This window comes from Pseudomonas sp. Tof1 (assembly GCF_055390395.1).
This window is the reverse complement of the sequence record NZ_AP024344.1, coordinates 1,680,316-1,704,873: the sequence shown is the minus strand read 5'-3', so window position 1 is coordinate 1,704,873 and position 24,558 is coordinate 1,680,316. Positions and strand designations below refer to the sequence as shown.

General features: G+C 64.0%; 27 protein-coding genes, 1 tRNA gene and 5 pseudogenes. 14 read left to right on the top strand and 19 right to left on the bottom strand.

What is annotated here, in order from left to right; genetic code table 11:
- The first annotated feature begins 7 nt into the window (after window positions 1-7).
- On the top strand, window positions 8-925 hold the full coding sequence (locus ACZ5KU_RS07890; protein ID WP_464737005.1) for a LysR family transcriptional regulator: 918 nt from the start codon (window positions 8-10) through the stop codon (window positions 923-925).
- Between the two features lie 105 nt (window positions 926-1,030).
- Here ACZ5KU_RS07890 and ACZ5KU_RS07885 read toward each other — a convergent pair whose 3' ends face one another.
- The 3 genes from ACZ5KU_RS07885 to ACZ5KU_RS07875 are packed head-to-tail and all read right to left on the bottom strand — an operon-like array spanning window position 1,031 to window position 2,882.
- Window positions 1,031-1,564 carry a DUF2937 family protein gene (locus ACZ5KU_RS07885; protein WP_464737004.1) on the bottom strand — a complete coding sequence of 178 codons (534 nt, stop codon included), beginning with the start codon at window positions 1,562-1,564 and terminating at the stop codon, window positions 1,031-1,033.
- Window positions 1,555-2,352: a class II glutamine amidotransferase gene (locus ACZ5KU_RS07880; protein ID WP_054064033.1), complete on the bottom strand. Its 798-nt coding sequence runs from the start codon at window positions 2,350-2,352 to the stop codon at window positions 1,555-1,557. The genes ACZ5KU_RS07885 and ACZ5KU_RS07880 overlap by 10 nt, the downstream gene beginning before the upstream one ends.
- A gap of 32 nt (window positions 2,353-2,384) precedes the next feature.
- Complete coding sequence (locus tag ACZ5KU_RS07875) at window positions 2,385-2,882, bottom strand: hypothetical protein (RefSeq protein WP_054064032.1); 498 nt, start codon at window positions 2,880-2,882, stop codon at window positions 2,385-2,387.
- 89 nt (window positions 2,883-2,971) lie between these two features.
- Between ACZ5KU_RS07875 and ACZ5KU_RS07870 the strand changes: the two are divergent.
- Both ACZ5KU_RS07870 and ACZ5KU_RS07865 read left to right on the top strand, forming a co-directional pair.
- Window positions 2,972-5,022: pseudogene (locus tag ACZ5KU_RS07870) on the top strand (S9 family peptidase).
- An 83-nt stretch (window positions 5,023-5,105) separates the two neighbouring features.
- Window positions 5,106-5,579 carry a cyclic nucleotide-binding domain-containing protein gene (locus tag ACZ5KU_RS07865; protein WP_054061379.1) on the top strand — a complete coding sequence of 158 codons (474 nt, stop codon included), beginning with the start codon at window positions 5,106-5,108 and terminating at the stop codon, window positions 5,577-5,579.
- Here ACZ5KU_RS07865 and ACZ5KU_RS07860 read toward each other — a convergent pair.
- Window positions 5,576-5,848, bottom strand: a complete 273-nt coding sequence (locus ACZ5KU_RS07860; RefSeq protein WP_054061380.1) for a hypothetical protein — start codon at window positions 5,846-5,848, stop codon at window positions 5,576-5,578. The genes ACZ5KU_RS07865 and ACZ5KU_RS07860 overlap by 4 nt on opposite strands.
- On the opposite strand from ACZ5KU_RS07860, the gene ACZ5KU_RS07855 reads away from it, so the two are divergent.
- The 4 genes from ACZ5KU_RS07855 (at window position 5,838) to ACZ5KU_RS07840 (ending at window position 7,584) form a co-directional block, all read left to right on the top strand.
- The gene (locus ACZ5KU_RS07855; RefSeq protein ID WP_464737003.1) at window positions 5,838-6,182 is read left to right on the top strand and encodes a hypothetical protein; all 345 of its coding nucleotides are present in this window, start codon (window positions 5,838-5,840) and stop codon (window positions 6,180-6,182) included. The genes ACZ5KU_RS07860 and ACZ5KU_RS07855 overlap by 11 nt on opposite strands.
- Window positions 6,179-6,553 carry a YajD family HNH nuclease gene (locus ACZ5KU_RS07850; protein ID WP_054061381.1) on the top strand — a complete coding sequence of 125 codons (375 nt, stop codon included), beginning with the start codon at window positions 6,179-6,181 and terminating at the stop codon, window positions 6,551-6,553. The genes ACZ5KU_RS07855 and ACZ5KU_RS07850 overlap by 4 nt, the downstream gene beginning before the upstream one ends.
- Before the next feature lie 117 nt (window positions 6,554-6,670).
- The gene (locus ACZ5KU_RS07845) at window positions 6,671-7,138 is read left to right on the top strand and encodes an RNA methyltransferase (RefSeq protein ID WP_054064031.1); all 468 of its coding nucleotides are present in this window, start codon (window positions 6,671-6,673) and stop codon (window positions 7,136-7,138) included.
- Window positions 7,139-7,209: 71 nt separating this feature from the next.
- A complete protein-coding gene (locus ACZ5KU_RS07840; RefSeq protein WP_054064030.1) occupies window positions 7,210-7,584 on the top strand; it encodes a YgaP family membrane protein in 375 nt (124 codons plus the stop codon).
- A 147-nt stretch (window positions 7,585-7,731) separates the two neighbouring features.
- Here the strand turns inward: ACZ5KU_RS07840 and ACZ5KU_RS07835 are convergent.
- Window positions 7,732-8,969: pseudogene (locus ACZ5KU_RS07835) on the bottom strand (hypothetical protein).
- 23 nt (window positions 8,970-8,992) lie between these two features.
- Window positions 8,993-9,442: a YcgN family cysteine cluster protein gene (locus ACZ5KU_RS07830; RefSeq protein WP_054061384.1), complete on the bottom strand. Its 450-nt coding sequence runs from the start codon at window positions 9,440-9,442 to the stop codon at window positions 8,993-8,995.
- A gap of 278 nt (window positions 9,443-9,720) precedes the next feature.
- Between ACZ5KU_RS07830 and ACZ5KU_RS07825 the strand changes: the two genes are divergently transcribed.
- The gene (locus tag ACZ5KU_RS07825; protein WP_054061385.1) at window positions 9,721-10,314 is read left to right on the top strand and encodes a nitroreductase family protein; all 594 of its coding nucleotides are present in this window, start codon (window positions 9,721-9,723) and stop codon (window positions 10,312-10,314) included.
- Between the two features lie 103 nt (window positions 10,315-10,417).
- Here ACZ5KU_RS07825 and ACZ5KU_RS07820 read toward each other — a convergent pair whose 3' ends face one another.
- The 8 genes and pseudogenes from ACZ5KU_RS07820 to ACZ5KU_RS07785 form a co-directional block, all read right to left on the bottom strand.
- Window positions 10,418-11,350 carry a D-2-hydroxyacid dehydrogenase gene (locus ACZ5KU_RS07820; RefSeq protein ID WP_054061386.1) on the bottom strand — a complete coding sequence of 311 codons (933 nt, stop codon included), beginning with the start codon at window positions 11,348-11,350 and terminating at the stop codon, window positions 10,418-10,420.
- A 161-nt stretch (window positions 11,351-11,511) separates the two neighbouring features.
- Window positions 11,512-11,804 (bottom strand): annotated as a pseudogene (locus ACZ5KU_RS07815) (YcgL domain-containing protein).
- A complete protein-coding gene (rnd, locus tag ACZ5KU_RS07810; protein ID WP_464737002.1) occupies window positions 11,801-12,934 on the bottom strand; it encodes a ribonuclease D in 1,134 nt (377 codons plus the stop codon). The pseudogene ACZ5KU_RS07815 and the gene rnd overlap by 4 nt, the downstream one beginning before the upstream one ends.
- A 141-nt stretch (window positions 12,935-13,075) precedes the next feature.
- A pseudogene (locus ACZ5KU_RS07805) lies at window positions 13,076-13,752 on the bottom strand (class I SAM-dependent methyltransferase).
- A gap of 143 nt (window positions 13,753-13,895) precedes the next feature.
- Window positions 13,896-15,278: a glutamine synthetase family protein gene (locus ACZ5KU_RS07800; protein ID WP_416772270.1), complete on the bottom strand. Its 1,383-nt coding sequence runs from the start codon at window positions 15,276-15,278 to the stop codon at window positions 13,896-13,898.
- A gap of 97 nt (window positions 15,279-15,375) precedes the next feature.
- Window positions 15,376-15,561 carry a hypothetical protein gene (locus tag ACZ5KU_RS07795; RefSeq protein WP_054060237.1) on the bottom strand — a complete coding sequence of 62 codons (186 nt, stop codon included), beginning with the start codon at window positions 15,559-15,561 and terminating at the stop codon, window positions 15,376-15,378.
- A gap of 105 nt (window positions 15,562-15,666) precedes the next feature.
- Window positions 15,667-16,026 carry a 5-carboxymethyl-2-hydroxymuconate Delta-isomerase gene (locus ACZ5KU_RS07790; protein ID WP_054064025.1) on the bottom strand — a complete coding sequence of 120 codons (360 nt, stop codon included), beginning with the start codon at window positions 16,024-16,026 and terminating at the stop codon, window positions 15,667-15,669.
- Between the two features lie 73 nt (window positions 16,027-16,099).
- The gene (locus ACZ5KU_RS07785; RefSeq protein ID WP_419736726.1) at window positions 16,100-17,023 is read right to left on the bottom strand and encodes a LysR family transcriptional regulator; all 924 of its coding nucleotides are present in this window, start codon (window positions 17,021-17,023) and stop codon (window positions 16,100-16,102) included.
- 340 nt (window positions 17,024-17,363) lie between these two features.
- Here ACZ5KU_RS07785 and ACZ5KU_RS07780 point away from each other — a divergent pair, with 340 nt between their 5' ends.
- The 4 genes and pseudogenes from ACZ5KU_RS07780 to ACZ5KU_RS07765 form a co-directional block, all read left to right on the top strand.
- Window positions 17,364-17,687 (top strand): type II toxin-antitoxin system RelE/ParE family toxin, encoded by a 324-nt coding sequence (locus ACZ5KU_RS07780; protein WP_054060234.1) that lies wholly within the window; start codon window positions 17,364-17,366, stop codon window positions 17,685-17,687.
- Entirely contained in the window at window positions 17,684-18,061 is a 378-nt protein-coding gene (locus ACZ5KU_RS07775; RefSeq protein WP_054060233.1) for an addiction module antidote protein, read from the top strand. Before ACZ5KU_RS07780 ends, ACZ5KU_RS07775 begins: the two co-directional genes overlap by 4 nt.
- A gap of 468 nt (window positions 18,062-18,529) precedes the next feature.
- Window positions 18,530-19,015 carry a LasR-specific antiactivator QslA gene (locus ACZ5KU_RS07770; RefSeq protein ID WP_464737001.1) on the top strand — a complete coding sequence of 162 codons (486 nt, stop codon included), beginning with the start codon at window positions 18,530-18,532 and terminating at the stop codon, window positions 19,013-19,015.
- Between the two features lie 86 nt (window positions 19,016-19,101).
- Window positions 19,102-19,284: pseudogene (locus tag ACZ5KU_RS07765) on the top strand (helix-turn-helix domain-containing protein); the annotation flags it as partial.
- A 174-nt stretch (window positions 19,285-19,458) separates the two neighbouring features.
- Here the strand turns inward: ACZ5KU_RS07765 and ACZ5KU_RS07760 are convergent.
- From ACZ5KU_RS07760 to dapA, 5 genes are all read right to left on the bottom strand, one after another.
- Window positions 19,459-19,548 (bottom strand) — tRNA-Ser (locus ACZ5KU_RS07760).
- Window positions 19,549-19,632: 84 nt separating this feature from the next.
- Complete coding sequence (gene purC / locus ACZ5KU_RS07755; protein ID WP_464737000.1) at window positions 19,633-20,346, bottom strand: phosphoribosylaminoimidazolesuccinocarboxamide synthase; 714 nt, start codon at window positions 20,344-20,346, stop codon at window positions 19,633-19,635.
- On the bottom strand, window positions 20,333-21,133 hold the full coding sequence (locus tag ACZ5KU_RS07750) for an MBL fold metallo-hydrolase (RefSeq protein WP_464736999.1): 801 nt from the start codon (window positions 21,131-21,133) through the stop codon (window positions 20,333-20,335). Before ACZ5KU_RS07750 ends, purC begins: the two co-directional genes overlap by 14 nt.
- Before the next feature lie 6 nt (window positions 21,134-21,139).
- Entirely contained in the window at window positions 21,140-22,252 is a 1,113-nt protein-coding gene (gene bamC / locus ACZ5KU_RS07745; RefSeq protein ID WP_054060231.1) for an outer membrane protein assembly factor BamC, read from the bottom strand.
- Between the two features lie 17 nt (window positions 22,253-22,269).
- The gene (gene dapA / locus ACZ5KU_RS07740; RefSeq protein WP_464736998.1) at window positions 22,270-23,148 is read right to left on the bottom strand and encodes a 4-hydroxy-tetrahydrodipicolinate synthase; all 879 of its coding nucleotides are present in this window, start codon (window positions 23,146-23,148) and stop codon (window positions 22,270-22,272) included.
- A gap of 330 nt (window positions 23,149-23,478) precedes the next feature.
- On the opposite strand from dapA, the gene ACZ5KU_RS07735 reads away from it, so the two are divergent.
- Both ACZ5KU_RS07735 and ACZ5KU_RS07730 read left to right on the top strand, forming a co-directional pair.
- The gene (locus ACZ5KU_RS07735; protein ID WP_054060229.1) at window positions 23,479-24,039 is read left to right on the top strand and encodes a glycine cleavage system transcriptional repressor; all 561 of its coding nucleotides are present in this window, start codon (window positions 23,479-23,481) and stop codon (window positions 24,037-24,039) included.
- Between the two features lie 9 nt (window positions 24,040-24,048).
- Window positions 24,049-24,522, top strand: coding sequence for a peroxiredoxin (locus tag ACZ5KU_RS07730; protein ID WP_054060228.1), 474 nt, complete (start codon window positions 24,049-24,051; stop codon window positions 24,520-24,522).
- The last annotated feature ends 36 nt before the right edge of the window (window positions 24,523-24,558 follow it).

Genomic DNA, 24,558 nt, shown 5'->3' with positions numbered 1-24,558 from the left:
TGATTGCATGAATCTCAAGTTTCTCGAAACCTTCGTCTGGGTCGCCCGGCTCAAGAGTTTCCGCCTGACCGCGGACAAGCTGTTCACTACCCAGGCCGCCATTTCCAGCCGGATCGCCGTGCTCGAAAGCGAACTGGGGGTCAAGCTGTTCCTGCGCGATTCACGCGGGGTCAAGCTGACGCCCGAAGGGCTGAAGGTGCTCGACCACGCCGAACGCATGCTCGATACGATGCAGGCGCTCAAGCACGCCATCGAACCCGGCTCGACCAAGGTCGGCCGCCTGCGGATCGGCGTGATGGACACGGTGATCCACACCTGGCTCAGCCCGCTGGTGGCACAGCTGACCGAGCGCTTCCCGCGGGTGGAGATCGAGCTGGTGGCCGATACCGCGCTGAACCTGGCCGAGCAGTTGCACAAGGGCTTCCTCGACCTGATCCTGCAGACCGACCCGCTGCGCCAGGAGTCCATCCGCAGCCTGGAGCTGGCCAGCTACCCGATGAGCTGGGTGGTGGCGAGCCATTCGCTCTACAACCGCGAGTACCTGAGCCTGACGGATGTTGCGCAGGAGCGGATCGTCACCTTCTCGAAGAACTCCCGGCCGCACCAGGAACTGCTCGCCCTGCTGCAGGCCCATGGGGTTTCTGCGCCACGACTCAATTGCGTGAACTCGGTGTCGGCGATCACCCGCCTGCTGCGCGATGGCTTCGGGATCGGCGCCTTACCGCTGGCGCTGGTCAGCGAGGAACTGGCCCGGAACGAATTGACCCTGCTGGCGTTGCAGGAGCGCCCACCGAACCTGGAGGTGGTGGTGTCCTGGCGGGCCGGCGAAGAGCTGGTGGAGGAGATCGTCGCACTGTGCCAACAGGTGCTGCATGATTATGCCGACAAGATGGGGCAGCAGCATGTGGTGCTGAAGAAGGCGTGACCGCCAGGGCTGCACAAGGCTCTGTAGGAGCGTGGCTTGCCCGCGAATGGGGCCTCAAGACCGCTAAAAGCTTCGCGGGCAAGCCACGCTCCTACAGCGGCGGGATCACCAGCCCCGCTCGCGCCGCGCCAGGCGCTCACGCTGGCGCTTGCCGCCCAGCACCACCCAGTCCACCAGGCGGAAGAAACCTTCGATCACGAAGGAGAAGAGCAACGCACCGCCCATGGCCCAACCGATCGCCTCGGGCGACAGCAATACCTGGTAGGTGTAGCCCTGCAGGGTTTCCTGGCGGATCGCCGGGTCGGCGGCATAGGCCACCTGCAAGGCGCGCTTGTACCAGGGGCCCTGCATCGCCTGGAACTGGTCGTCCAGCAGGCGCTGGCGATTGAGCAGGTTGCCGAGGCTGTCGGCATCGCTGCGGAACACCGGGTCGTCACTGGCACGGTAATGCGCCACCAGTTTCTGCAGGTCGCCGCCGAAGAACTGCTCGGCGGTCTTCTGGAAGCCTTGCAGGCTGGTCTGCGCCTCGATCAGGTGGGCTTCGACCCGCTTGGTGTAGTCACTGAGAAAGCCGGGCACCTGGACACCGAGCAGCAGCCCCAGGGTAAACAGTATCAAGCGCAGGTAACTCAACCACATGACGGGTGTCCTTGTTCAGTCCGGCCCTGGCTGACGCATTCGCCGCGTCGCCACAGGCTCCATTGCCCCGGCTCGTAGCGGGTCCAGGTCTCGTTTTCGGTCAGGGGTTCGGTGGCGATCACAGTGACCACGTCGTTGGGCGTGGTCTCGGCCTGGAAGTCGACGATCACGTCGACGTCCTTCAGGCGGGCCGGGCCGAACGGCGCGCGCCGGGTGATCTGCGCCAGTTTGGTCGAGCAGTAGCAGAACAGCCAGTCGCCGTCGCTGAGCAGGCAGTTGAACACACCCTTGCCGCGATACTCGGCGCAGGCGGCCACCAGCGATGGCAACAGTTGCTCCACTTCCACCGGTTCGGGAAAGGCTTCGCGGATACGGTTGAGCAGGTCGCAGAAGGCCGCTTCGCTGTCGGTGTCGCCGACCGGGCGATAGAAGCTGTGCCGCGGCTGGAAGTCCGCCAACTGGCCGTTATGGGCAAAACACCAGTTGCGCCCCCACAACTCACGGACGAACGGATGGGTATTGGACAGGCAGACCTTGCCGACGTTGGCCTGGCGGATATGCCCGATCACCACTTCGCTCTTGATCGGATAACGCTGCACCAGTTGCGCGACTTCCGAATCGCAGCTCGCCGCCGGATCCTGGAACACCCGCAAGCCACGCCCTTCGTAGAAACCGATGCCCCATCCGTCGCGATGGGGGCCGGTACGCCCGCCGCGCTGCATCAGCCCGGTAAAGCTGAAAACGATATCGGTCGGCACATTGGCGCTCATGCCCAACAATTCACACATGCTCGGACTCTCGCTTGAATGCTGCAACGCGCCTACAAGCGCGGCTCGACCCGCTGGCGGCCGGCACCAGCGGCAGGCGGCGGACGGCGTGGACGCTCCTGGCGCTCGGCGGCGAACGGCTGGTCGTCGGCCTCGATCTCGGCACGGGCCGCGGCGGCAGCGGCTTCGGCCTGCAGCTTGCGGGCCTTGCTCGAACGCTCGAGCGGCCAGCGGATCAGGACGAAGACCAGGTACACGCCGGCGGCGATGACCAGGTACATGAACAGGTCGGAAACCGCGCGCCAGGCGTTGTTGCCGACCTTGAACAGCAGGTCCAGGGCGGTAATGGCGACCGCCGGGGCGAACCGCTCCTTCACCGGATCGAGAATGGTCGGGCTGAACAGCAGCACCGCCACCAGCAGGCGCAGCGGCTCGCGCAACCAGCGCCAGGTCCAGCGGGTCAGGCGAAACCACACCAACAGGCAGCCCAAGGCGGCAAAGGCGTAGCAACCCCAGGCGATCAGATAGTCGTTCTCGGTCATGGTGTCCATGGCAAGGCTGGCAATGAGGGGCTTATGATAACGGCTTTTCGCCGGCCCGGCTGCATCGCCGTCAGCGATCCTCAAGACAGAGAGTGCCCATGTCCCGCAAAGCCGCCATCAGCAGCGCCCCGATTGCCCGCAAGGACCAAGGTCCCGATCCCTACGCCTGGTTGCAGGAGCGCGACAGCGAGGCGGTGCTCGATTACCTCAAGGCCGAAAACAGCTACCAGCAGGCGCAACTGGCCGACCAGGCCGAACTGCGCGAAACGCTGTTCGAGGAAATCAAGGGACGGATCCTCGAAACCGACCTGTCCCTGCCCTCGCCCTGGGGGCCGTTCCTGTATTACACCCGCACCACCGCCGGCGACGAGTACGCCCGCCACTACCGCTGCCCACGCCCGGCCGATGGCAGCCTGACGGTGGATGAAGGTGCCGAGCAACTGCTGCTCGACCCCAATGTGCTGGCCGCTGGCGGCTTCCTGTCCCTCGGCAGCTTCAGCGTCAGTCCGGACCACCAGCGCCTGGCCTACAGCCTGGATACCAGCGGCGACGAGGTCTACCGCCTGTACGTCAAGGAACTCGACAGCGGCAGCGTCAGCGAGCTGCCCTTCGACGACTGCGACGGCAGCATGACCTGGGCCAACGACAGCCGCACGCTGTTCTTCGGCGAACTGGACGACACCCACCGCCCACACAAGCTGTATCGCCATGTGCTGGGCCAGGAGGGTGCCGAGCAAGTCCTGCATGAGCCAGACGGCCGCTTCTTCCTGCACTGCTACCGCAGCAGCTCCGAACGGCAACTGGTGGCGATGCTGGGCAGCAAGACCACCAGCGAAGCCTGGGTGCTCGACGCCGACACGCCGGACCAGCCCTTCGCCTGCCTGGCGACGCGGGTCGAAGGCCACGAATACTCCGTCGACCACGGTCGCTACCAGGGCCAGTGGTGCTGGTTCATCCGCAGCAACCAGGACGGCATCAACTTCGCCCTGTTCCATGCCGCGGACGATGGCATTCCCCGTCGCGAGGACTGGCAACGGCTGGTGCCCCACAACGACCAGGTGATGCTCGAAGGGGTCACGCTGAACGCCCGGGCCCTGTGCCTGACCCTGCGCGAAGGCGGCCTGCCGATCATCGAGGTACGCCCCGAAGGCCTGCCGGCCTATCGCGTGCAACTGCCGGACGCGGCCTACAGCCTCTACGTGCAGGACAGCCTGGAGTTCACCAGCGACTGCATCCGCCTGCGCTACGAAGCCCTCAACCGCCCGGCCCAGGTCCGTCAACTGACCCTGGCCAATGGCGAACAGGCTGTACTCAAGCAGACGCCGGTACTCGGCCCGTTCGATGCCGACGCCTACGTCAGCCAACGGCTGTGGGCCCGCGCACCGGACGGCACCCGGGTGCCGATCAGCCTGGTGGTCAAGCGCGAGCTGCTGGGCCAGCCCACCCCGCTCTACCTCTACGGCTATGGGCCTATGGCGAAAGCCTCGACCCCTGGTTCTCCCATGCCCGCCTGAGCCTGCTCGAACGCGGCGTGGCCTTTGCCATCGCCCATGTGCGCGGGGGCGGCGAACTGGGTGAAGCCTGGTATCGCGCCGGCAAGCAGGAGCACAAGCAGAACACCTTCGACGACTTCATCGCCTGCGCCGAACACCTGATCGCCGAGGGGCTGACCACCTCCGGACAACTGGTGATCAGCGGTGGCAGCGCCGGCGGCCTGTTGATCGGTGCCGTGCTCAACCAGCGCCCGGAACTGTTCCAGGCGGCGATCGCCGAGGTGCCGTTCGTCGATGTGCTGAACACCATGCTCGACCCCGACCTGCCGCTGACCGTCACCGAATACGACGAATGGGGCAACCCGCAGGAACCCGAGGTGCATGCCCGGCTCAAGGCCTACGCGCCCTACGAGAACGTCCGCGCCCAGGACTACCCGGCGATGCTGGTGATCGCCGGCTACAACGACAGCCGCGTGCAGTACTGGGAAGCGGCCAAGTGGGTGGCGAAATTGCGCGCGACCCGCACCGACGAGCATCTACTCCTGCTCAAGACCGAGCTGGGCGCCGGCCATGGCGGCATGAGCGGGCGCTACCAGGGATTGCGTGACGTAGCGCTCGAATATGGCTTCGTATTCAAGGTTCTGGGCATCGCCTGAGGAACTCTGCCCGGCGCCATGGTCATAGACCATGACGCTGCGCCGCCGGGCCGGGAACGGACAACAACAATAGATCGTGAAACATGTCAGAACCGACTTCACTGAATAACGAAATTCGCGACATGCTGATGGACTGCGGTCTGTTCAGCCAACTTCTGCCCGCCGACTGCCAGGCGGCCGCCGGCTACTTCAGCATCAGCAGCGTGGACAAGGGCGAGGAAATCTTCCACGAAGGCGATGCCGGCACCTTCATGTGCATCATCCACCACGGCAGCGTCAACGTGCAGAAACTCAACGAGGCCGGCCAGGCCGTGGTGATCGCCACCCTGCGCGCCGGCCGGGCCTTTGGCGAGATGGCGGTGCTCGACGGCGAACGACGCTCGGCCAGTTGCGTCGCGGCCAGCCACTGCCAGTTGTTGAACCTGGGCAAGGACTCCCTGGAAAAGATGCTCAACGAAGCGCCGAAAATTGCCGCCAAGATCATTCGCGCCATCGCCATCGCGATGTCCAGGCGCCTGCGCATGGTCGACGGGCAGTTGCTCTCGCAGCAGGTTTAACTCGAACTCGGCTTGGCCTTGTCCGTCTTGTCGTTCTGCTCCAGGCCCGGCAGGGTCTGGTCCTTGGGCGGCGACGGCAACTCGATGCTCGGCAGGGCTTCGCCCGGCTTGGGTGGCGTGCGAGGGGTGACCTGCGGGTAGGGTGTCGGGGTCGCGGTGCCCGGGGAGCCCGGAGCGGGTGTCACGGGGGCCGGCGCAATGTCCTCGGCCCATGCCGACGTCATCGTCAGCGCGGCCCACACAACGGCCGCCAGGGTCATGCCTTTCATCGATAGCTCCAGCAATCTGTCTGCTACAGGCTACTCGCAACGCGAACATTTTGCCTCGCTCAATCACCTCCCGATGAAATCCATCCTCGCCGCGCCCCGTGCCGCACGGCGCCATTCACCGAAAAGCCGGGGAACTGCGCTAGGCTATGTACGAAATCGCTTGAAACTTGGTTATGCGGCGTTAAAAACCGGCTCGGAATGCTCATTTACTCCAGTAAACTCCGCTTCCTCGCCGGTTTTTGCCTTGCCTAACCTGCGTTTCAAACAATTTCGTACACAGCCTAGACTTCACGGCATGATCGTCATCAATCCATTCGACAAGGTGAACCCATGAGTTCGACCAACCCTCCCTCCCCTACCGCCAAGCTGGACCGCATCCTCGCCGATGCCAAACGCGACAAGGAGATGGGCTATCGTGACAAGGCGCTGAAGATGTACCCGCACGTCTGCGGCCGCTGCGCCCGTGAATTTTCCGGCAAGCGCCTGAGCGAACTGACCGTGCACCATCGCGACCACAACCACGACAACAACCCGCAGGACGGCTCCAACTGGGAACTGCTCTGCCTGTTCTGCCACGACAACGAACACTCGCGCTATACCGACCAGCAGTATTTCGGCGACAGCTCCCTGAGCAGCCCGAAGATCGCCAAGGCCACCCACAACCCGTTCGCCGCCCTGGCCGGGATGTTGAAGAAAGACGAGTAAGCCCCGCACCGTAGCCCGTCACCCGGCGGGCAGCCTCCAGCCCTCGATCGCGACAGGCATCACGCCCGGCAGCGTTGCCGGTATACTCGCGTCTTTTTCCTGGAAGGCACCCGGCTCGTGGCAAACAAAAGGTACAGCTGCATCGGTTTGTATAACCCCAAGTCACCGGAGAACGTCGGTTCGGTGATGCGTGCGGCTGGCTGCTACGGCGTGGCCTCGGTGTTCTACACCGGCAAGCGCTACGAGCGGGCCCGGGATTTCGTCACCGACACCAAGAAGGTGCACCAGGACATCCCGCTGATCGGCATCGACGACCTGAAGAAGATCCTGCCCCTGGGCTGTATCCCGGTCGCCGTCGAACTGGTGGAAGGCGCCCGCCCGCTGCCGGAGTACACCCATCCCGATCGCGCGCTGTACATCTTCGGCCCGGAAGACGGCTCGCTGGACAAGGACATCCGCGACTGGTGCGAGGACGTGGTGTACATCCCCACCACCGGCTGCATGAACCTGGCCGCCACCGTCAACGTGGTGCTCTACGACCGCCTGGCCAAGGGCAACAACACCCGTTCGGGCCCCAGGTTCTGAGTACCTGGAGGAACCTGTCGCAGGTTCCGGCAGTCTGCAGTCTATCCACCCGCCACTTGAGGAGACAGATCATGAGCGACAGAAAAACCCTGCAGCGCATCGACTCCACGCCGTTCCAGTCCCCGGCAGCGCAACAGAACGTCCAGGGCTGGGAGCGGCTCGGCTCCCTCGCCGGCGGCGTGGTCATGGTCGGCAAGGGCCTGCGCCGTGGCGGTGTGTTCGGCCTGATCCAGGTCGCCATCGGCGGCGTCGCGCTGGCCCGTGGCATCACCGGTCACAGCTCGGCCAAGAGCCTGCTGGAGAAAGGCCGTCGCGACCTGGAAGGGGTGCGTGGCAAGGTCGAGCGGGCGGCGGACGAGCTGCGGCAGATGAAGGCCAATGCCGAAATGGCGACGCGCACCGCGACGGTGACGGGCAACGATTCGCTGGAAACACCGAAGGCCTGATTCATGCGACGCGCCGTAAGGCCCTTTCGCGGATAAATCCGGCTCCCACAGCTTTGCATCGTTCATGGAATATTGATCGCTGCGATACCTTGTGGGAGCCGGATTTATCCGCGAACAGGTACTCAACTTCGCCACAAACCCAAAGGTTTACTTCAGCAGGTCGGTCGCCAACACCTTCGACGGCCCACCCAGCACGCTTTCGCTCAACTGGATGAACTCCTCGGTGGTCACCGTATCCAGGCGCATCGCCGCCCGGCTCACGTCGTCCAGCGAGTGCCGGTTATCGGTCTGCTGGCGAATTTCCCGGTCCAGTTCCTGCAGCAGCAAGACCGCCCGGGCCACCGTCGCCCCGCTCACCTGCTCGCCCCGCAAGCTGGCGACCTTGTGTCCGCTGCGCGCCAGCTTCGCCTGCACCGCCCGGTAGCGCTCCTCGCTCATGCCCCCGGCGCGTCGCACCAGCTCGATGGCGTAGTACTCCGCCAGGCCTTCGCCGATCCAGTCGCTGCGGTGGCTATCGTTGATCCGGCCAAAGACATGCACCAGTTCCCGCACCAGCGGGCTGGCCCCCGACTCGCCGATCAACGGCCCGGTGCTGTGCAGGTAGATCGAGTCATGGCTTGCGCGGGCCCCCGCACCATCGGTTCCCCGGCCCCGACCACCAGCAGTTTCGCCGGGTTGCGCGGAAACACCTCCTGCAGCTTGGGCCAGACGAAAGTCAGCAGCGTGAGCACATCCATCCGCCGCATGCCCTCGCCCCGCGGCGCAGCGACCGTCACCTCGGTTTCGCCCAGCCGTGTGCGCCGGCTGCCGAGATCGCCGGCCAGCAGCCAGCCGGCCGGGCGGTCGAACAGCCGCGAGACGTTATCGACGCGAAAGCGGTTCCTGCCGATCCGCGGCCAGGCGGTCTCGACGCTTTTCCAGCCGTTGGGCAGTTCCACGTCCAGTCGCGACACCAGTTCGGTACCGTCCTGCTGGTCCAGGTGCGCCGGTGGGACCAGTTCCTCGCCCCGCAGCAGGGCCCAGTGACTGGTCATGCGGGTATCGAAGGTGCCATTGCGGCGCGGGTGGCTGATGCTCACCCGATAGCTCAGGCTCGCCTTGCCGGCGGCCGGACGCCAGATGCCGCGACTGCTGGTGCCGGCCTGATCCGGCCGCGTCAGCCATTGGCCGTCGGCCTTGAAGTCGGTGTAGTAGCCCTGGGCGCCGAGGTCGAAATCCAGGCTGCGCACCGCCGAACCCTGGGCCAGGGTCAGGCGCACTTCGACCTGGTCGCTCTGCGGCAACAGGCGCAAGTGGTAATCCAGGTCGACTTTCTTCCCGGCCCAGGCGGAGCCGGCCAGCATCAACAGCAGCGACCCCGCCAACAGTCGGCAACGCACCGGCATAAACACTCCCTCGGGCCCGCCGATCAACCGGCGCGGAAAATCAGATGGTCTTCCCAGTCGTCTTCGGGCACGCTGCCCTCGGCCAGCATCCGGCCGGACTGGGAAATGCGCTCGTGGTGTACCGCGTCGCGATCGCCGCAGACCAGATGGTGCCAGAGCGGCAGGTCCTTGCCCTCGCTGACCAGTCGATAACCGCAGGTCGGCGGCAACCACTTGAACTCGTCGGCCTTGCCCGGCGTGAGCTGGATGCAGTCGGGCACCGAGGCGCGGCGGTTGCTGTAGTCGGTGCACTGGCAGGTCTTGAGGTCCAGCAGCTTGCAGGCGATCCGCGTGTAGTAGACGCTATTGTCCTCTTCATCCTCGAGCTTTTGCAGGCAGCACAGGCCGCAGCCGTCGCACAGCGACTCCCATTCTTCCTGATCGAGCTGATCGAGGGTCTTGCGTATCCAGAAGGGTTCGACTTTTGCGGCCATGGTTCAGACATCTGCATCGGGTAGTGAAAAGGTCGCCAGTCTAGTGCCCGGGCCGCAAAGGGCCAAGCATTGGCGACTGTCGGTTGATGAAAGCTTGTCAGCCGCGCCCGGGCACAGTAGTTTTGATGGCCCCAAAGCCCGCTAGCCAACTGCCATTAGCGCTCCTCCGCGCCGCACGAAGCGGACTGTAGACGGGCCGGGCATCACGACCGGACACCGCGCCAGCGGCCAGGGTCGCCCCAACTCCCTTCACTTCGGACTCCAGTCAGGAATCGCCCATGAGTGCCAACCCACGTGTCGCCGACTATCCCATCGATGCCCAGTTCACCCAACGCTGGTCGCCCCGCGCCTTTACCGGCGAAGCCATCCCGGAAGAAACCCTGCTGAGCTTCTTCGAAGCCGCACGCTGGGCGCCATCGGCCTACAACTCGCAGCCATGGCGCTTTCTCTACGCCCGTCGCGACACGCCGAACTGGGAACGCTTCCTCGGCCTGCTCAACGAGTTCAACCGCGGCTGGGCGCAGCATGCCTCCGCGCTGGTGATCGTGATCTCGAAAACCACCTTCAAGGTGCCTGGCGCCGCCGAGGAAACCCCGGCCCTGTGGCACACCTTCGACACCGGCACGGCCTGGGGCTACCTGGCCCTGCAGGCCAGCCAGAGCGGCTGGCACACCCACGGCATGGCCGGCTTCGATCAGGAACTGGCCCGCAAGGAGCTGAAGATTCCGGACGGCTACGCTCTGCACGCGGCGGTGGCGGTCGGCAAGCTGGGCGACAAGGCCAGCCTCGCCGAATACCTGCAGGCCCGGGAAGTACCGAGCCCACGCGAGCCGGTGAGCGCACTGGCGGCCGAGGGTGATTTCAGCCTGTAATCGGCAGTGAAAACGCTGGCTGACCGAGAGGGTGCTGGCGCTTTTCGATCGTTCCCACGCGGAGCGTGGGAACGATCAACTGAGGGAGATGGCAGTCGCAGGCCTAGTAACCGCGCTCGAACCGCACTTCGCCGCGCAGCGGCTGGCTCGCCTGGTACGCCCGCAGGTTCTCGACGAACAACTGCACCATCATCGGCGGGGAGGTCGGCGCCGAGCTGTGACCGGTCAGCAGCAATCCCCAGGCCGTCCAGAACGGATGGCGCTGCGGCAACGGTTCCTGGCGGCAGACATCGATCACCGCACCGGCCAGATGGCCCTCCTTCAACGCTTGCACCAGGTCCGCATCGACCACCGACACGCCGCGCCCGGCATTGATGAACAGGCCGGTCGGCTTGAAGCGCTTGAACATCGCCGCGTCGTACAGGTCATGGGTCGCCGGCGTATTGGGCAACAGGTTGACCACGTAGTCCACCTCGCCCACCCGCTCGCCCAGCGCCTCCAGGTCATCGACCCGGATGAACGGCGCCTGCTCGCGGGCCTCGCTGGCGATGCCGTACAACTCGACGCCGAACGGCTGCAGGAACTGCGCCACGCTCTGGCCGATATCGCCCGCGCCGACAATCAGCACCTTGCGCCCCGCCAGCCCCAGGCCGGTGCGATTATCCCACTTGCGCTCGACCTGGCTGACCAGCCGCGCCAGCACCTCGCGCTCATGGCCGAGCATGTAGGTCAGGACGTACTCGGCCATCAACTGGCCGAAAATGCCGACCGCCCGGGTCAGCCGGTAGTTGCGCGGCAGGCCTTCGGCCAGCAGCGGCGTGATCCCCGCCCAGGTCGACTGCAGCCACTGCGGCCGGTGCCCCTGGCGCAACAGGCTGGCCATCAGGTCCGGCTGGCCGAGCCAGACCGGGCAATCGGCCGCCATTCCCGACAGTACCGCCGAATCGCCGCTGGTCATGACTTCAAGTTCGGGCTGCGCCTGACGCAGCAGGCGGGCATACACGGCGTGGTCGTGTTCGGCAATCAGAACGCGCATGGTTCAAACCTTTCAAAAACGGTGCAGACGGCCGCCGATGAAGCGCTCTCCATCGTGCTCGGCGACCGCCGGAAATGCATTCCATTGAAATGGAGCGCCCGGGTGGCCTGTAGGGCTGATTCGCATCAACCCGCACAGGCCGGGACACTCAGGGGTGTGGCTCAGACCGGGTCATTGCGCCGCAACAACTCTTCGGGCAGGTGCTCGATGTACTCGTCCTCGGCCGGTGGCATCTGCAGGTGATAACCCTGCTTGTCGAGGTTTTCCAGCACCTTGTGGATATCTTCGCGCGCCAGCTTGCGCTCGGGGTCAGCACCAGGTCGAAGGCATGCTGCGGCTTGCCGAACACCTGCAGGAGGGTTTCCGGTACGCGCTCCAGGGCTTCGCTCTTGAGCACGTAGAGGTACATTTCGTTCTTGCGGGGGCTGCGATAGATCGAGCAGATATGTTTCAAGGCTGTTCTCCGGCAGTCGCCAGGCTGTCGAGCAGGGCCTGGCCCAGCAATTCGCGACGCCAGCCACGCAGCGAATCGGGCAATTGATAGGGTCCGTCAGGGAAGCCGCTCTTGATCAGCGCTTCCAGGGTTTTCTTGCGCAGCATCAGTTCCGGCACGATGTTCATCCGCTCGGCCGCCGCCTGGCCCACCGCGCGCAGGCGCTTGACCAGCGCTCCGGCCTCGATCGGCAGGGGCTCGGGCACCGCCGGCGGCCACTGGTCCATCGGCAGGCTGGCCGCGCGCCTGATCAGCTCGAGCAGGAACTCGCCGTCCTGGCGCACGGTGCGTGGGTGCATGTCTTCGATGCGGGCCAGGGTCACCAGGTTGTCCGGCTGGCTCTTGGCCAACGGCCACAACGAGTGCTCGCGGATGATCCGGTTGCGCGGCAGGTCTCGGGCACGGGCCTCGCGTTCGCGCCAGGCACAGAGTTCCCGCAGCACCGCCAGTTGCGCCCGGGACAGTTTCCAGGCGAGCTTGGCGTCGCGATAGATCTCGTTGGGGTCGACCTCGCGGCGCAGGTTGGCGACCAGTTCGGCACCATCCTCCAGCACCCAGGCATACTTGTCGTCGGACAGTTGCGGGCGCAGGCGGCTGTAGACCTCGGCCAGGTGCAGCGCATCCTCGGCGGCATAGCTGACCTGGGTGTCCGACAGCGGGCGTTGCAGCCAGTCGGAGCGGGTTTCGCCCTTGGGCAGCTCGATACCGAGAACTTCCTGGACCAGCCGCGAATAGCCCATGGAAAAGCCCAGGTTCAGGTAGCCCGCGGCCAGTTGGGTGTCGAACAACGGCGTCGGCAGGCTGCCGGTCAGGCGCAACAGGACTTCGAGGTCTTCGCTGCAGGCGTGCACGACCTTGACCACTGCCGGGTTGTCCAGCAGCGCGGCCAGGGGGTGCCAGTTGTCGATGGTCAACGGGTCGATCAGGTAAGCGCGCGCGCCATCACCGATCTGGATCAGCCCGGCGATGGGATAAAAGGTGTCGACCCGCATGAATTCGGTGTCGAGGGCAACGAAAGGTAGTTGCTGCCATTCAGTGCAATGCCGACCGAGGCTATCGTTGTCGCGGATCCAGTGAATATCGATGGCCACACGGCTCTCCCTTGAAGAATGGCGCGCAGTATATATCGCTACAGGCGATTTCCGAGCATCCGCGCTGCAAGTGCGTGAGCGAATGCCTCGCTGCGCTGAAAGAATAGTCTTACTCGTCAAGTTCGCAGGGCCCGGAAGATATCAGCTGTCCTTGCGCAGGACATAGACCCGACGCATGGCACACCCCGGCAGGAAGTCACGATGGCCGACGATCTCGAAACCGGCCTCGTGGAACTCGGCTTCGATCTGCGCCTTGCCCAGCAGCACCGGCTGGTTTTCCAGTTCCGGACGAACGGTCGCGTGGCGGTGGCGCCAGGCCATCAGATTGCCGCCCAGGCACACGGACAGAATCACCGTGTCGCGACTGACCCGGTGAAACTCGCCGAGGATCGCCAGGCGGTGCTCGCACTCGGCGATATGGGCGAACAATGGCACGCAGAAAATGCAGTCCACCGCATTTTCCGGCAGGCCGATGGCGAACGCCGAACTCTGGAAGGTCCTGACCCGCCTGAACAGCTCGGGGGATGATGCACCGCGCAGTGTTCGAGCATTTCCCGCGACGAGTCCGCCGCCAGCACCACGCGGTTGCCACGCCTGGCCAACACCGGCCAGAAACGCCCGGCGCCACAGGGCAGGTCCAGCACCAGGCCCGGTTCACCGGCCATCTTCAGCGCCTGGCGCACCAGGCACTCTTCACGCCAATGCCCAATGCGCGCCAATACGCCCTGGGGATGAGCATCACGGCACACCCGTGCATGCTCGCGCGCATGCTGGCGGGCGAACTCAAGCTCGACGAGTGAAGGCGATGGCACTGACATGTCTGACGGACTCTGTTGCATTGACCGACGATCGGAAGCGCTGTCGCGAGCGGGGAAGCTTCTCCCGACAGCACTCGAACCTTAGTCAGGTGGGCATCAACATTTCGTGAAAAATACGCCGCGGCCGCATCAAGCCGTGACTTTCACGCCGGGTGCAGGTACCAGCGCCAGTCCTGCTCGCCCACCTCGCCCATGAATTGCCGATACTCGGCACGCTTGACCGCCAGATAAACGCCAAGGAACTCGTCGCCGAATGTCTCGCGCGCCCAGCGGGAACCCTCCAGCGCCCGCAGGCTGGTCAGCCAGTCGGTGGGCAGGCGCTCGCCGGCCTGGGCATAGCCGTTGCCTTCGATCGGCGCGCCGGGATCCCGTTGCGCAACGATGCCGTGATGGATGCCCGCCAGGATCGCCGCGGCCGCCAGGTAGGGATTGGCATCGGCGCCGCAGATCCGGTGCTCGATATGCCGCGACGCCGCCGGCCCACCCGGCACCCGCAGGCTCACGGTGCGGTTGTCGATCCCCCAGGTCGCGGCCAGCGGCGCGTAGCTGTTGCTCTGGAAACGCCGGTAGGAGTTGGCATGGGGACAGAACAGCAGCAACGAATCGAGCAGGGTCGCGAGCATGCCGCCCACCGCCTGCCTGAGCAGCGGCGTGCCCTCGGCCGCGTCGCTGGCGAACAGGTTGTTCCCTTCCCTGTCGGCCAGGCTCACGTGCATGTGCATGCCGGTACCGGCCTGGTCATCGAAGGGCTTGGCCATGAAGCAGGCGATCATCCCATGCTTGTGGGCCACGCCCTTGACCAATCGCTTGTAGCGCACCGCCTCATCCATCGCCTGCAAGGCATCGGCACGGTGTTCGAGGGTGATTTCCACCTGGCCGGGGGCATATTCGGAAATCGCCGTGCGCGCGGGAATGCCCTGCAGCTTGCAGGCCTCGTAAAGGTCGGCGAGAAATGGTTCGATCTGCTCCAGCTCGCGCAAGCCATAGACCTGCGTGGTCCGTGGCCGCCCACCATCGGCGTCGCGGGCCGGCTGCGGGCGGCCGTTGCTGTCGCGCTGCTGGTCGAGCAGGTAGAACTCCAGCTCGGCCGCCATCACCGGGTAGTAGCCTGCGGCCTGGAGTTGCCCGACCACCTTGGCCAGCAACTGGCGTGGATCGGCCACCGCCGCTGGCAGCCCCTCGCTGGGGTGCATGCCGACCTGCACCGCCGCAGTCGGTATCCGCCGCCAGGGCATGCGCTGCAGGCTGCCAGCGATGGGATAGGCACGACAGTCGATATCGCCGACGTCCCAGACCAGCCCGGAGTTTTCCACATCGTCGCCGTTGAGGGTCAGGCCGAGGATCGTGCTCGGCAAGGGCCGGCCGCCGGCATACACCGCCAGCAGTTCGTCCCGGTGCAGCAGTTTGCCGCGCGGCACACCGTTGTTATCGATGATAAACAGCTCGAACATTTCGATATCCGGGTTCCGTTCCAGGAACGACCGGGCTTCTTCCAGCGCAGCGAAGGACTGACAGGCAACACTCATGGGGCGTTTTCTCCTATTCCGCGTCAGGCGGGCGCAACGACGCCCGCCATGTCGACCCGGGCGGCGGACAAGGGCCGCCCGCAGTCAGTGAAATGACTCAACGGGAAGGGAGAACATCCGGCGGACGCGCATGGCGGCAATGCCACAGCGCCCAGAAGGCCAGTTCGCAAGGCAGCGCGACCGCGCTGGGCAGGGCCGCCATCGACAGACCGGCAGCATCGATACCCGGCGCCTGGCCAACGGCCGACACGTCCTGCCTGATCGGGTTGATGCGCGCGTCCATGAGCCTGCCGCAGTGAACAGAAGAGCTGCAGACTCACACGCCGGAATCAGCCATTAAATACAGTTTTCATGATGCTCGGTTGCCCGGCGACTAAACAATATCAGGTCAGAGCGTGATTTCTCCGTAAGACTCACGATCCAGGTCCACCAATTCCACCGACAGTTGCACTTCGACCGACGCCGGCCAATTGCCGCGTTCCTGCAAGCCGGCCAGCAGGCTCTCGGAAAGTTGTGCCTTGACTTGCGCAGAGCGCCCACTCAGCAGGGCCAGTTTCACATGCACGAAACCACGCACATTCAGGCCGGTGCCCACGCGAAAGCTCTCCACCCGGGTCGCCCGGCTCTTGATGGCGGACTCCGCCGCGAACTGACCGGACGCCACCAGCACATGGTTGATCCGTAGCAGGGCGCTGTCGGGCTCGAAATCGGTCAGGTTCGAGGTGTATTCCAGGAAAACGTGAGGCATGCGCTAGCTCCGAAAGGTCGGTGGACAAAGCGAAAGGTATAGCACGCGTCCTGTCGAAGCGGTCAGAAAAACCTCACGCAAGCGCCGGGGGCAGGCGGTCGCTCATGAATTGCTCCAGCCGCGAACGCAGCCAGCGTTCAGCCGGGTCGGTGTCGACGATGCCGAGCCAGACCATCGACAGGTCGAGAGTCGGCGTCTTGAACGGCAGAGGTTCGGCAAACACCGAGCCCGACGCGGCCATCGCCAGCGCCGCGTAGTCCGGCAGGCCGGCGATCAGGTCGGTCCCCGCCAGCAGGGCCGGCAAGGCGCTGTATTGCGGTACCGACAGCACCACATGGCGCTTGCGGCCGATTTCCGCCAGCCACTCATCGGCCAGGCTGCTGACGTTCGCCGTGTGGGACACCAGCACATGCGGGCGGGCACAGTATTCATCCAGGCTCATGGGCGTCGACGAGGCATCGGCGCGCAGCAGCATCGGCTGGATGTGCCGCAGCAGCTTGCGCTTGGCGTTGGCCGGCAGGCCGCGGGTCTGGCTGATGCCGACCGTGATATCGCCGGAGGCGAGCAGGTCCGGAATACGCCAGTAGTCGACGTGCTGGACCACGATCATCACATTCGGCGCCTCCTGGCGCAGGGCGCGCAGCAGGTTGGGCAACAGGCCGAATTCGACGTCGTCCGACAGCCCGATGCGAAAGGTCATGGTGCTGCTGGCCGGGTCGAAATCGTGGGTCAGGCTCAGGGCATTGGACAGCGAGTCGAGGGCCGGCGACAGGTACTGGATGAGCTCCTCGGCCCGGGCGGTCGGCTCCATGCGATGGCCGACGCGGATGAACAGCGGATCGTTGAACATCGCCCGCAGGCGATTGAGCGCCGAGCTGATGGTCGGCTGGCCCAGAAAGAGCTTTTCCGCCACCCGCGTGACATTGCGCTCCAGCATCAGCGCCTCGAACACCACCATCAGGTTGATGTCGGCCTTGCGCAGCTCGTTGCGATTCATCCGTTACTCCCCCTCTCCCCGGAACGCCCCCAGTGTACAAGGGGTGTTTCAGGAAATCCCGCCCAGTGACGGGGGGCACGCACCAGCCAGGACGCGCACAGCGAAAAAACCTACGAAGCAATAAGAGCCGCACGCGATGCTGCATAGCCGACGCCTGACTGTGAGGCTGAGTCCACCGGCGCTAGCCTGATTTCGTCACCGCTCCCTCGAGCCTCGTCCCTACGCCCCAAGCCCTTTCACGGCTACTCGGCGCTACCGATACGGGTGGCTACCTCACCCAACCAGCGAGATCCATACAAAAATCCAATCAACCAAATGTCTCTTTTAAGGTACATTCAGGATGTACGAGGTGGAACACTTACTGTCTGCCAATGGCGTGGATATCTACCAGGCCTGGCTCGATAGCGTGCGAGACGTTCGCACCAGGGCAAGAATCACCGCCCGGGTCGACCGTGCCTCTCTCGGCCATTTTGGCGTAACCGAGCCGGTGGGCGATGGCGTGTTTGAAATGAAGCTCGATTTGGGTCCTGGCTACCGTGTCTATTACGCCCTGGAAGGCCGAAAGGTCATTTTCCTGCTGGGCGGAGGCTCCAAGGACAGACAGCAGAACGACATCAATCAAGCCAAGGCTCTCTGGATAAACCACAAGGTGAAAGGAAAATGACGACCCGGACTCGTTCTCACGAAGACAGCGTTCTTGAAATGCTTCGAGACGACGAAACATTTGCCCTTGAGTATCTGTCTGTCGCGCTCGAGGAAATCGACGAGGTCGGCGGGGAAGACGCGTTTCTTATCGCCATCCGTCGTCTTGTAGAAGCGAGGGGTGGCATGAGCAGCCTCTCTCAAAACACCGGCCTGGCCAGGCCGAATCTCTACAGGTCCCTGGCGACCGGTGGCGACCCGAAACTGTCGACCGTGCTGAAGGTGCTCCAGGCCCTGGGAGTCGGCCTGTCCAAGGTAGTCTCCCATCGCCCCGTCTCGGGAACGGAAGCCGCAGCGCCCGATACGGCATGCAACGGACACCAGGTGAATCCGTAACGCTGCGTGGTATGCCCCTCAACCAAGGGCGCTGGCTTGCGCCCTCCGCTAAACGAAAAGTCCTACAAAACAATAAGACCCGCACTTCCATTGCGTAGCCGATACCTGACTATTAGATTGGCAGCGCCGCCACTAGCCTAGTCTCGCCGCAGTCAATCCTGTGGTCGGGTGTGACAACCTGAAAGTGTTCGAGGCGCGGTATCGCGTCATGGCTGTTTAGCTGCCGTCTGTTGGCGCCCGGCTAGTACACCTATGGCGGACCGTGTGGGGCAGGCTTAGGCCTGGCCGGTTCCCTCGGACGCCGGTTTGTCACCCTCGCACGGTCTGCCTCCCTAATCCGCGTGACAACGGTGGGAGTCAGTTCCTAAATCGTCCGAGGAGACAAGGAGAATGGCCTACCCCCTTTTACGCACGGGCACCGCCCGCTACGTCCAGCTTCGTTGCATCGCGATCACGGAGGCCCCCTCCATGATTGATCGCTCGCTACTGTCTCGCCTACCGCCGTCCGACCTGATCCGGCTGGCCTCTCTGAATCCTCTGGAAGCCGCCGCACATTTTCGAGTCGCCGCCAGGTTCTGCCTGGACGGCGCCCGCTGCGTGGCCTTTCGTGACCCGGAACAGGAACGCCTGGCCCATCGCCTGATCGCCGATGGCATTGCACTCTACACCCTGGCGCTTCAGCGACTGGAATCGCCCCAGCCCCGCGCTATCCACATCCCGGCAACACGCCGCGCCGCCAACGACACCCACGAACCACCGACGCCCTGGGACAGCCACTACGCCCGCCAACTCGCCGAGGGGGCCCGCGAGGCCGAACGCTGGCTGCAGCAGGCCGATGCCTCGCCACTCTGGGCCGAACTGGCGCGACGGCGCCGACTTTATCTCACGCAAACTGGTCGAGACGCATTCGAAGCCGGTTTTCTGCGGCGTATTCAAGGCTATCTGCAGGCCTGAGCCCAGCACTCTGAAAACTCACATTTTCTCAAGGTTTGCGCCTGGCACTCCCAGGATTGACGGGGTTTGATGCCAATACAGTCGAATTGAGGATGGAGCAATCTGGACTGTCAGCGGCTGACCTTGTGCCTGCCATTGGCCGGCAGAATAGAGTCTATGAGGTACTGAATGGTAAGCGAGCCCTGACGCTGCCCATGATCTGGAAGCTGCATGAGATGTTTGGAATTCCAGCGGAGAGCCTGATCAGGCCAATGAAAGCAGTCGGATGAGGCGAGTTCAAACATGTAGCGACACCGCTCGCACTCGAATAGGTTATAGCCACATGAGAATCAAGCATAAACCAGAGGTCGAGCCGGTATCGCTGCAAGAGGCGTAAAAAATTGAGTGACGCCAATATGCAAAAAGCCCCTGGAGTCTCGCGACTTCAGGGGCTTTTCATGTTATGGCGGAGAGATAGGGATTCGAACCCTAGGTACCCGCGAAGGTACAACGGATTTCGAATCCGTCCCATTCGGCCACTCTGGCATCTCTCCAATGGCGCGCATCATACCAACACTTTTGCCGGAAGCGAACCCCCTGAAGCAAAAAAATTCCGTGCTATCAGATGCTTGCGTCGATTACAGCGGTACACCCAGGCGATGGGCGACTTCTTCGTAGGCTTCGATGACGTCACCGAGGCCCTGGCGGAAGCGGTCCTTGTCCATCTTCTTCTTGGTGTCCTTGTCCCACAGGCGGCAGCCGTCCGGGCTGAACTCGTCGCCCAGAACGATGGAGCCGTCGCTGAACACGCCGAATTCCAGCTTGAAGTCGACCAGCAGCAGGCCGGCGTCATCGAACAGCTTGCTCAGGATCTCGTTGACCTTGAGCGACAGTTCCTTCATGCGTGCCAGTTGCTCGGCGGTGCCCCAACCGAAGGCCACGACGTGGGATTCGTTGATGAACGGATCACCCTTGGCGTCGTCCTTGAGGAACAGTTCGAAGGTGTAGGGGTTGAGCTTCATGCCCTCTTCCACACCCAGACGCTTGACCAGGCTGCCGGCCGCGTAGTTACGCACCACGCATTCCACCGGAATCATGTTGAGCTTTTTCACCAGCGACTCGTTGTCGCCCAGTAGCTTGTCGAACTGGGTCGGTACACCGGCCGCTTCGAGTTTCTGCATGATGAAGGCGTTGAACTTGTTGTTCACCATGCCCTTGCGATCGAGTTGTTCGATGCGCTTGCCGTCGAACGCCGAAGTGTCGTTGCGAAACAGCAGGATCAAGCGGTCGGCGTCGTCGGTCTTGTAAACCGACTTGGCTTTGCCGCGGTAGAGTTCTTCACGTTTTTCCATGATGGGCTCCGCTTGTTAAATTGTTGGGCCCGGCGATATGTCGCCAGTCGAGCCCTGAATCTTGATCGGCCAGTTGCAGCCAGTCCGGGTCGCACCCGAGGGTGTCGACAAAACATTGCCGGGCCAGCTGCGGCAGGTTGTTCTTGCTGCTCAGGTGGGCCAGCACCAGGTGTTGCAAGCCCTGCCAGCCCAGCTCGGCCACCAGGTTGGCAGCCTGGTGGTTGTTCAGATGTCCTCGTTCACCGCCCACCCGCTGCTTGAGAAAGTACGGGTAATGCCCCCGTGCCAGAAGGTCGCGGCAATGATTGGCCTCGATCATCAGTGCATCGAGGCCGCTGTAGCGGTCCATGACGGTCCCACAGTACGAACCCAGGTCGGTCAGCAGGCCGAAACGCCGCTGGCCGTCGCTGAACACGTATTGCGTCGGTTCCAGGGCATCGTGGGCGACGCAAACCACCTCGATCGCCAGCGAGCCGATCTGCAGCGTTTCGCCCCCCGCCACGAACCCCGCGGGCTCCACAGGCTTGCGCATCCCGCGCAAGGTGCCGCGACTGAGGTACACCGGTAGATTGTAGCGCCGAGACAGCAAACCCACGCCATGCACATGGTCGGCATGTTCGTGGGTTACCAGGATCGCGCTCAGTTGCGCCGGGTGCATACCCAGGCGCGCCAGGCGCCGCTCGGTTTCCCGCAGGGAGAAACCACAATCGACCAGTACACAGGTGTCGCCACTGGCTATCAGTGTGCCGTTCCCTTGGCTACCACTGCCGAGAACGGCAAAACGCATCGGCAATCAGCCCAGGTTGTCCTGAATCACACCCAGCACCCGACGCGCTACGTCAGCCGGCGCCACGGTGTTGATATCCTTCTCGACGGTGACCTGCACGCTGTCGCCGACCTTGCTCAGGCGAACCTGGTAGCGCTCGGCACGGGCTTCGATCTCTTCCTTGGCCGGTTTGCTGCCGAACAGCTTGCCGAAGAAGCCAGGCTCCTCGTTCTTGCGCTCGGCCTTTTCCGCCAGGTTGATGTAGTACAGGCCAAGGCTGCGGTTGATGTCTTCGACACGCCATTGGCCCTGCTCCAGGGCACGGCCGACGCTGGACCAGGCACGATCGAGGTCTTCGCCGACGTTCAGTACCGGGTTGCCGCTGCCGTCCTGGCTCAGGCTGACGCGGCTCGGGGTATCGAAGTCGCGGGCGGCCAGCAGGGACACCGAACCGCCCTTCTCGGCGCTGCGGCTCATGCTCGAGAGCATTTCGTCGACCAGGGCCGAATCCAGGCCGGTGTTGACCGAACGCGCGGTGAAGTCGACGTTGGCCGTGCTGCCCACCGGACGCTCGGCGCTGACCACGTAGATTTCGCTGGTATTGCGCTGCACGCCCGGCTCGATACGTACCCGCACGCGGGTTTCGTTGCCGGCTGCGCCGCTGCTGCCCAGGCGCTTGGCCAGGCTCGCCGACAGCTCGTCGGAGTGCTGCCAGGCGGTGGTGAATTCACCGGTCTGCGGACGTTGCGAGTCGATACGGAAACCGTTGTCCTGGAAGAACTGCATGGCCACCGACCAGACTTCGGCCGGCGGGTGCTGGCCCAGGATCCAGCTCGAGTCGCCGCTCTTCTGCAGGCTGTAGTCGCTGGCACTGGCCGCGAGCTGCAACGGCTGCGGACGTGGCACCTCGTATGGGCCCTTGACGGTTTCGCTGGCGACGTTGCGCGGGATCGGCAACAGCGGGTCAAGACGCTTGCCCGTGGTGATGTCCGGCGGCAGCTGCATGGCTGGCGTCTGCTGCGCCTCCAGGTAGTCGCTGCCACGGTCGCGGAAATAGCCTTCCGGGCCCCAAAGCCAGCCACAGCCACTGGTGCTGGAGATAATCAAGGCAAGTGCGGAAAGTCCGGCCAATCGCTTCATGCGGTGTGTTTCCTCAATTAAACCAGGACGCCGGACTGGCGCATGGCCTGCCGCAGCGATTCGTGACAGGTGGCGCTGAGCCAGGTGAGCGGCAGACGGATACCGTCCGGCATCAGGCCCATCTCATGCAACGCCCATTTCACGGGGATCGGGTTGGATTCGATGAACAGGGTCTTGTTCAGCGGCATCAGTTTCTGGTGGATCGCACGGGCGGTGTCGGCATCGCCACGCAGCGCAGCGGCGCACAACTCGCTCATTTCACGCGGGGCGACGTTGGCAGTCACCGAGATATTGCCCTTGCCGCCGAGCAGCATCAGCTCGACCGCGGTGGCGTCGTCGCCGGAGTAGACCAGGAAGTCGCTGCTCACGCCGGCCAGGATGGCCTTGGCGCGCTCCAGGTCGCCGGTGGCTTCCTTGATGCCGATGATGTTTGGCACGCTCGACAGGCGGATCACGGTCTCGGCCTGCATGTCGCAAGCGGTACGGCCCGGTACGTTGTAGAGGATCTGCGGGATGTCGACCGCTTCGGCGATCGCACGGAAATGCTGGTACAGGCCTTCCTGGGTCGGCTTGTTGTAGTACGGGGTCACCAGCAGGCAGGCATCGGCGCCGGCGCTCTTGGCGTTGCTGGTCAGCTCGATCGCTTCGCGGGTCGAGTTGGCGCCCGTGCCGGCGATCACCGGGATGCGCCCGGCAACCTGGTCGACCACACGACGAATGACTTCGATGTGCTCGTGCACGTCGAGGGTCGCCGACTCACCCGTGGTGCCGACCGCGACAATGGCATTGGTGCCGTTTTGCAGGTGGAAGTCCACCAGCTTGGTCAGGCTGTCCCAGTCAAGATTACCCTGTGCATCCATGGGTGTGACCAGTGCCACCATACTGCCCGCAATCATGCAACCGCTCCTGCCGGAAAAAGAGAGCGGTAATGGTACTGGCGCCATCAGCCTTGTACAAGCGAAGTACTCGCCATGAGCATTCCCCTTGGCGCCGGTTTTCGCTACCCTTCAGACTTTGATCGGTACTGAGTCAGTCATGTGCCGGGTTCCAGACTCCCTTTTCGCCGCCCGAAACCCGCTCCAGCCTTGCCGCCGCCCGCTCTCGCCCGCACCTGAGAGGCCGATGCAAGGGTTTGACGCGTTTCCCGGCCGTCGAGCATCACGCGGGGCAGGAGCCGAACCATGACGCCCCGACGTACCGACCGCTCATCGCTTTAGGAATGCTGCATGTCCACCCCCACTGTCCGCGAACAATTCCTTGTCATCAGTGCCCTCGGCGCCAACCCCATGGAGCTGACCAACGTCCTGTGCCGCGCCAGCCATGAAAACCGCTGCGCCGTGGTGACCTCGCGCCTGACCCGCCATGGCGAGTACAGCGCGCTGGTCCTGCAGATTTCCGGCAACTGGGACGCCCTGGCCCGCCTTGAGGCCGCCCTGCCGAACCTGGCGAAGAAGCACAACCTGACCGTCAACGTGGTGCGCAGCGGTGCCCTGGAGAACCGTCCCCAGGCCCTGCCGTATGTCGCCTATGTCAGCTCGGCCTACCGTTCGGACATCATCAACGAACTGTGCCAGTTCTTCATCGACCACAACGTCGACCTGGAGAACCTGACCTGCGACACCTACCTGGCCCCGCACACCGGCGGCACCATGCTCAACGCCACCTTCACCGTGACCCTGCCGCCCGGCGTGCAGATCAGCTGGTTGCGCGACCAGTTCCTGGATTTCGCCGACGCGATGAACCTCGATGCGCTGATCGAACCGTGGCGCCCACAGAACCCCATGTAAGGAGCCAGCATGGCCGTTGTCATCAATGAAGCCGTAACCGATTTCCAGGCACCTGCCACCAGCGGCAAGACCGTCAGCCTGTCCGAGTTGAAGGGCAAGCAGGTGGTGATCTACTTCTACCCCAAGGACAGCACCCCGGGCTGCACCACCGAGGGCCAGGGCTTTCGCGACCAGTACGCGGCATTCCAGGCGGCCAACACCGAGGTTTTCGGCGTTTCGCGCGATGGTCTGAAGTCCCACGAGAACTTCAAGTGCAAGCAGGCGTTTCCCTTCGAGCTGATCAGCGACAAGGATGAGGCGGTCTGCCAGCTGTTCGACGTGATCAAGCTGAAGAAGCTCTACGGCAAGGAATACCTGGGCGTCGACCGCAGCACGTTCCTGATCGATGCGAAAGGCGTGCTGCGCCAGGAATGGCGGGGCGTGAAGGTGCCGGGCCACGTGGACGAGGTACTGGCCGCGGCGCAGGCGCTGAACAAGGCCTGACCGGTTGGGCCGCTAGAAGCTTCGCGGGCAAGTCGG

Excerpts from the sequence above, each read along its gene's own strand:
- ACZ5KU_RS07890 (WP_464737005.1), top strand. The coding sequence starts at position 8 with ATGAATCTCAAGTTTCTCGAAACCTTCGTCTGGGTCGCCCGGCTCAAG.
- ACZ5KU_RS07885 (WP_464737004.1), bottom strand. The coding sequence starts at position 1,564 with ATGTGGTTGAGTTACCTGCGCTTGATACTGTTTACCCTGGGGCTGCTG.
- ACZ5KU_RS07880 (WP_054064033.1), bottom strand. The coding sequence starts at position 2,352 with ATGTGTGAATTGTTGGGCATGAGCGCCAATGTGCCGACCGATATCGTT.
- ACZ5KU_RS07875 (WP_054064032.1), bottom strand. The coding sequence starts at position 2,882 with ATGGACACCATGACCGAGAACGACTATCTGATCGCCTGGGGTTGCTAC.
- ACZ5KU_RS07865 (WP_054061379.1), top strand. The coding sequence starts at position 5,106 with ATGTCAGAACCGACTTCACTGAATAACGAAATTCGCGACATGCTGATG.
- ACZ5KU_RS07855 (WP_464737003.1), top strand. The coding sequence starts at position 5,838 with ATGCCTTTCATCGATAGCTCCAGCAATCTGTCTGCTACAGGCTACTCG.
- ACZ5KU_RS07860 (WP_054061380.1), bottom strand. The coding sequence starts at position 5,848 with ATGAAAGGCATGACCCTGGCGGCCGTTGTGTGGGCCGCGCTGACGATG.
- ACZ5KU_RS07850 (WP_054061381.1), top strand. The coding sequence starts at position 6,179 with ATGAGTTCGACCAACCCTCCCTCCCCTACCGCCAAGCTGGACCGCATC.
- ACZ5KU_RS07840 (WP_054064030.1), top strand. The coding sequence starts at position 7,210 with ATGAGCGACAGAAAAACCCTGCAGCGCATCGACTCCACGCCGTTCCAG.
- ACZ5KU_RS07830 (WP_054061384.1), bottom strand. The coding sequence starts at position 9,442 with ATGGCCGCAAAAGTCGAACCCTTCTGGATACGCAAGACCCTCGATCAG.
- ACZ5KU_RS07825 (WP_054061385.1), top strand. The coding sequence starts at position 9,721 with ATGAGTGCCAACCCACGTGTCGCCGACTATCCCATCGATGCCCAGTTC.
- ACZ5KU_RS07820 (WP_054061386.1), bottom strand. The coding sequence starts at position 11,350 with ATGCGCGTTCTGATTGCCGAACACGACCACGCCGTGTATGCCCGCCTG.
- ACZ5KU_RS07800 (WP_416772270.1), bottom strand. The coding sequence starts at position 15,278 with ATGAGTGTTGCCTGTCAGTCCTTCGCTGCGCTGGAAGAAGCCCGGTCG.
- ACZ5KU_RS07795 (WP_054060237.1), bottom strand. The coding sequence starts at position 15,561 with ATGGACGCGCGCATCAACCCGATCAGGCAGGACGTGTCGGCCGTTGGC.
- ACZ5KU_RS07790 (WP_054064025.1), bottom strand. The coding sequence starts at position 16,026 with ATGCCTCACGTTTTCCTGGAATACACCTCGAACCTGACCGATTTCGAG.
- ACZ5KU_RS07785 (WP_419736726.1), bottom strand. The coding sequence starts at position 17,023 with ATGAATCGCAACGAGCTGCGCAAGGCCGACATCAACCTGATGGTGGTG.
- ACZ5KU_RS07780 (WP_054060234.1), top strand. The coding sequence starts at position 17,364 with ATGTACGAGGTGGAACACTTACTGTCTGCCAATGGCGTGGATATCTAC.
- ACZ5KU_RS07775 (WP_054060233.1), top strand. The coding sequence starts at position 17,684 with ATGACGACCCGGACTCGTTCTCACGAAGACAGCGTTCTTGAAATGCTT.
- ACZ5KU_RS07770 (WP_464737001.1), top strand. The coding sequence starts at position 18,530 with ATGATTGATCGCTCGCTACTGTCTCGCCTACCGCCGTCCGACCTGATC.
- purC (WP_464737000.1), bottom strand. The coding sequence starts at position 20,346 with ATGGAAAAACGTGAAGAACTCTACCGCGGCAAAGCCAAGTCGGTTTAC.
- ACZ5KU_RS07750 (WP_464736999.1), bottom strand. The coding sequence starts at position 21,133 with ATGCGTTTTGCCGTTCTCGGCAGTGGTAGCCAAGGGAACGGCACACTG.
- bamC (WP_054060231.1), bottom strand. The coding sequence starts at position 22,252 with ATGAAGCGATTGGCCGGACTTTCCGCACTTGCCTTGATTATCTCCAGC.
- dapA (WP_464736998.1), bottom strand. The coding sequence starts at position 23,148 with ATGATTGCGGGCAGTATGGTGGCACTGGTCACACCCATGGATGCACAG.
- ACZ5KU_RS07735 (WP_054060229.1), top strand. The coding sequence starts at position 23,479 with ATGTCCACCCCCACTGTCCGCGAACAATTCCTTGTCATCAGTGCCCTC.
- ACZ5KU_RS07730 (WP_054060228.1), top strand. The coding sequence starts at position 24,049 with ATGGCCGTTGTCATCAATGAAGCCGTAACCGATTTCCAGGCACCTGCC.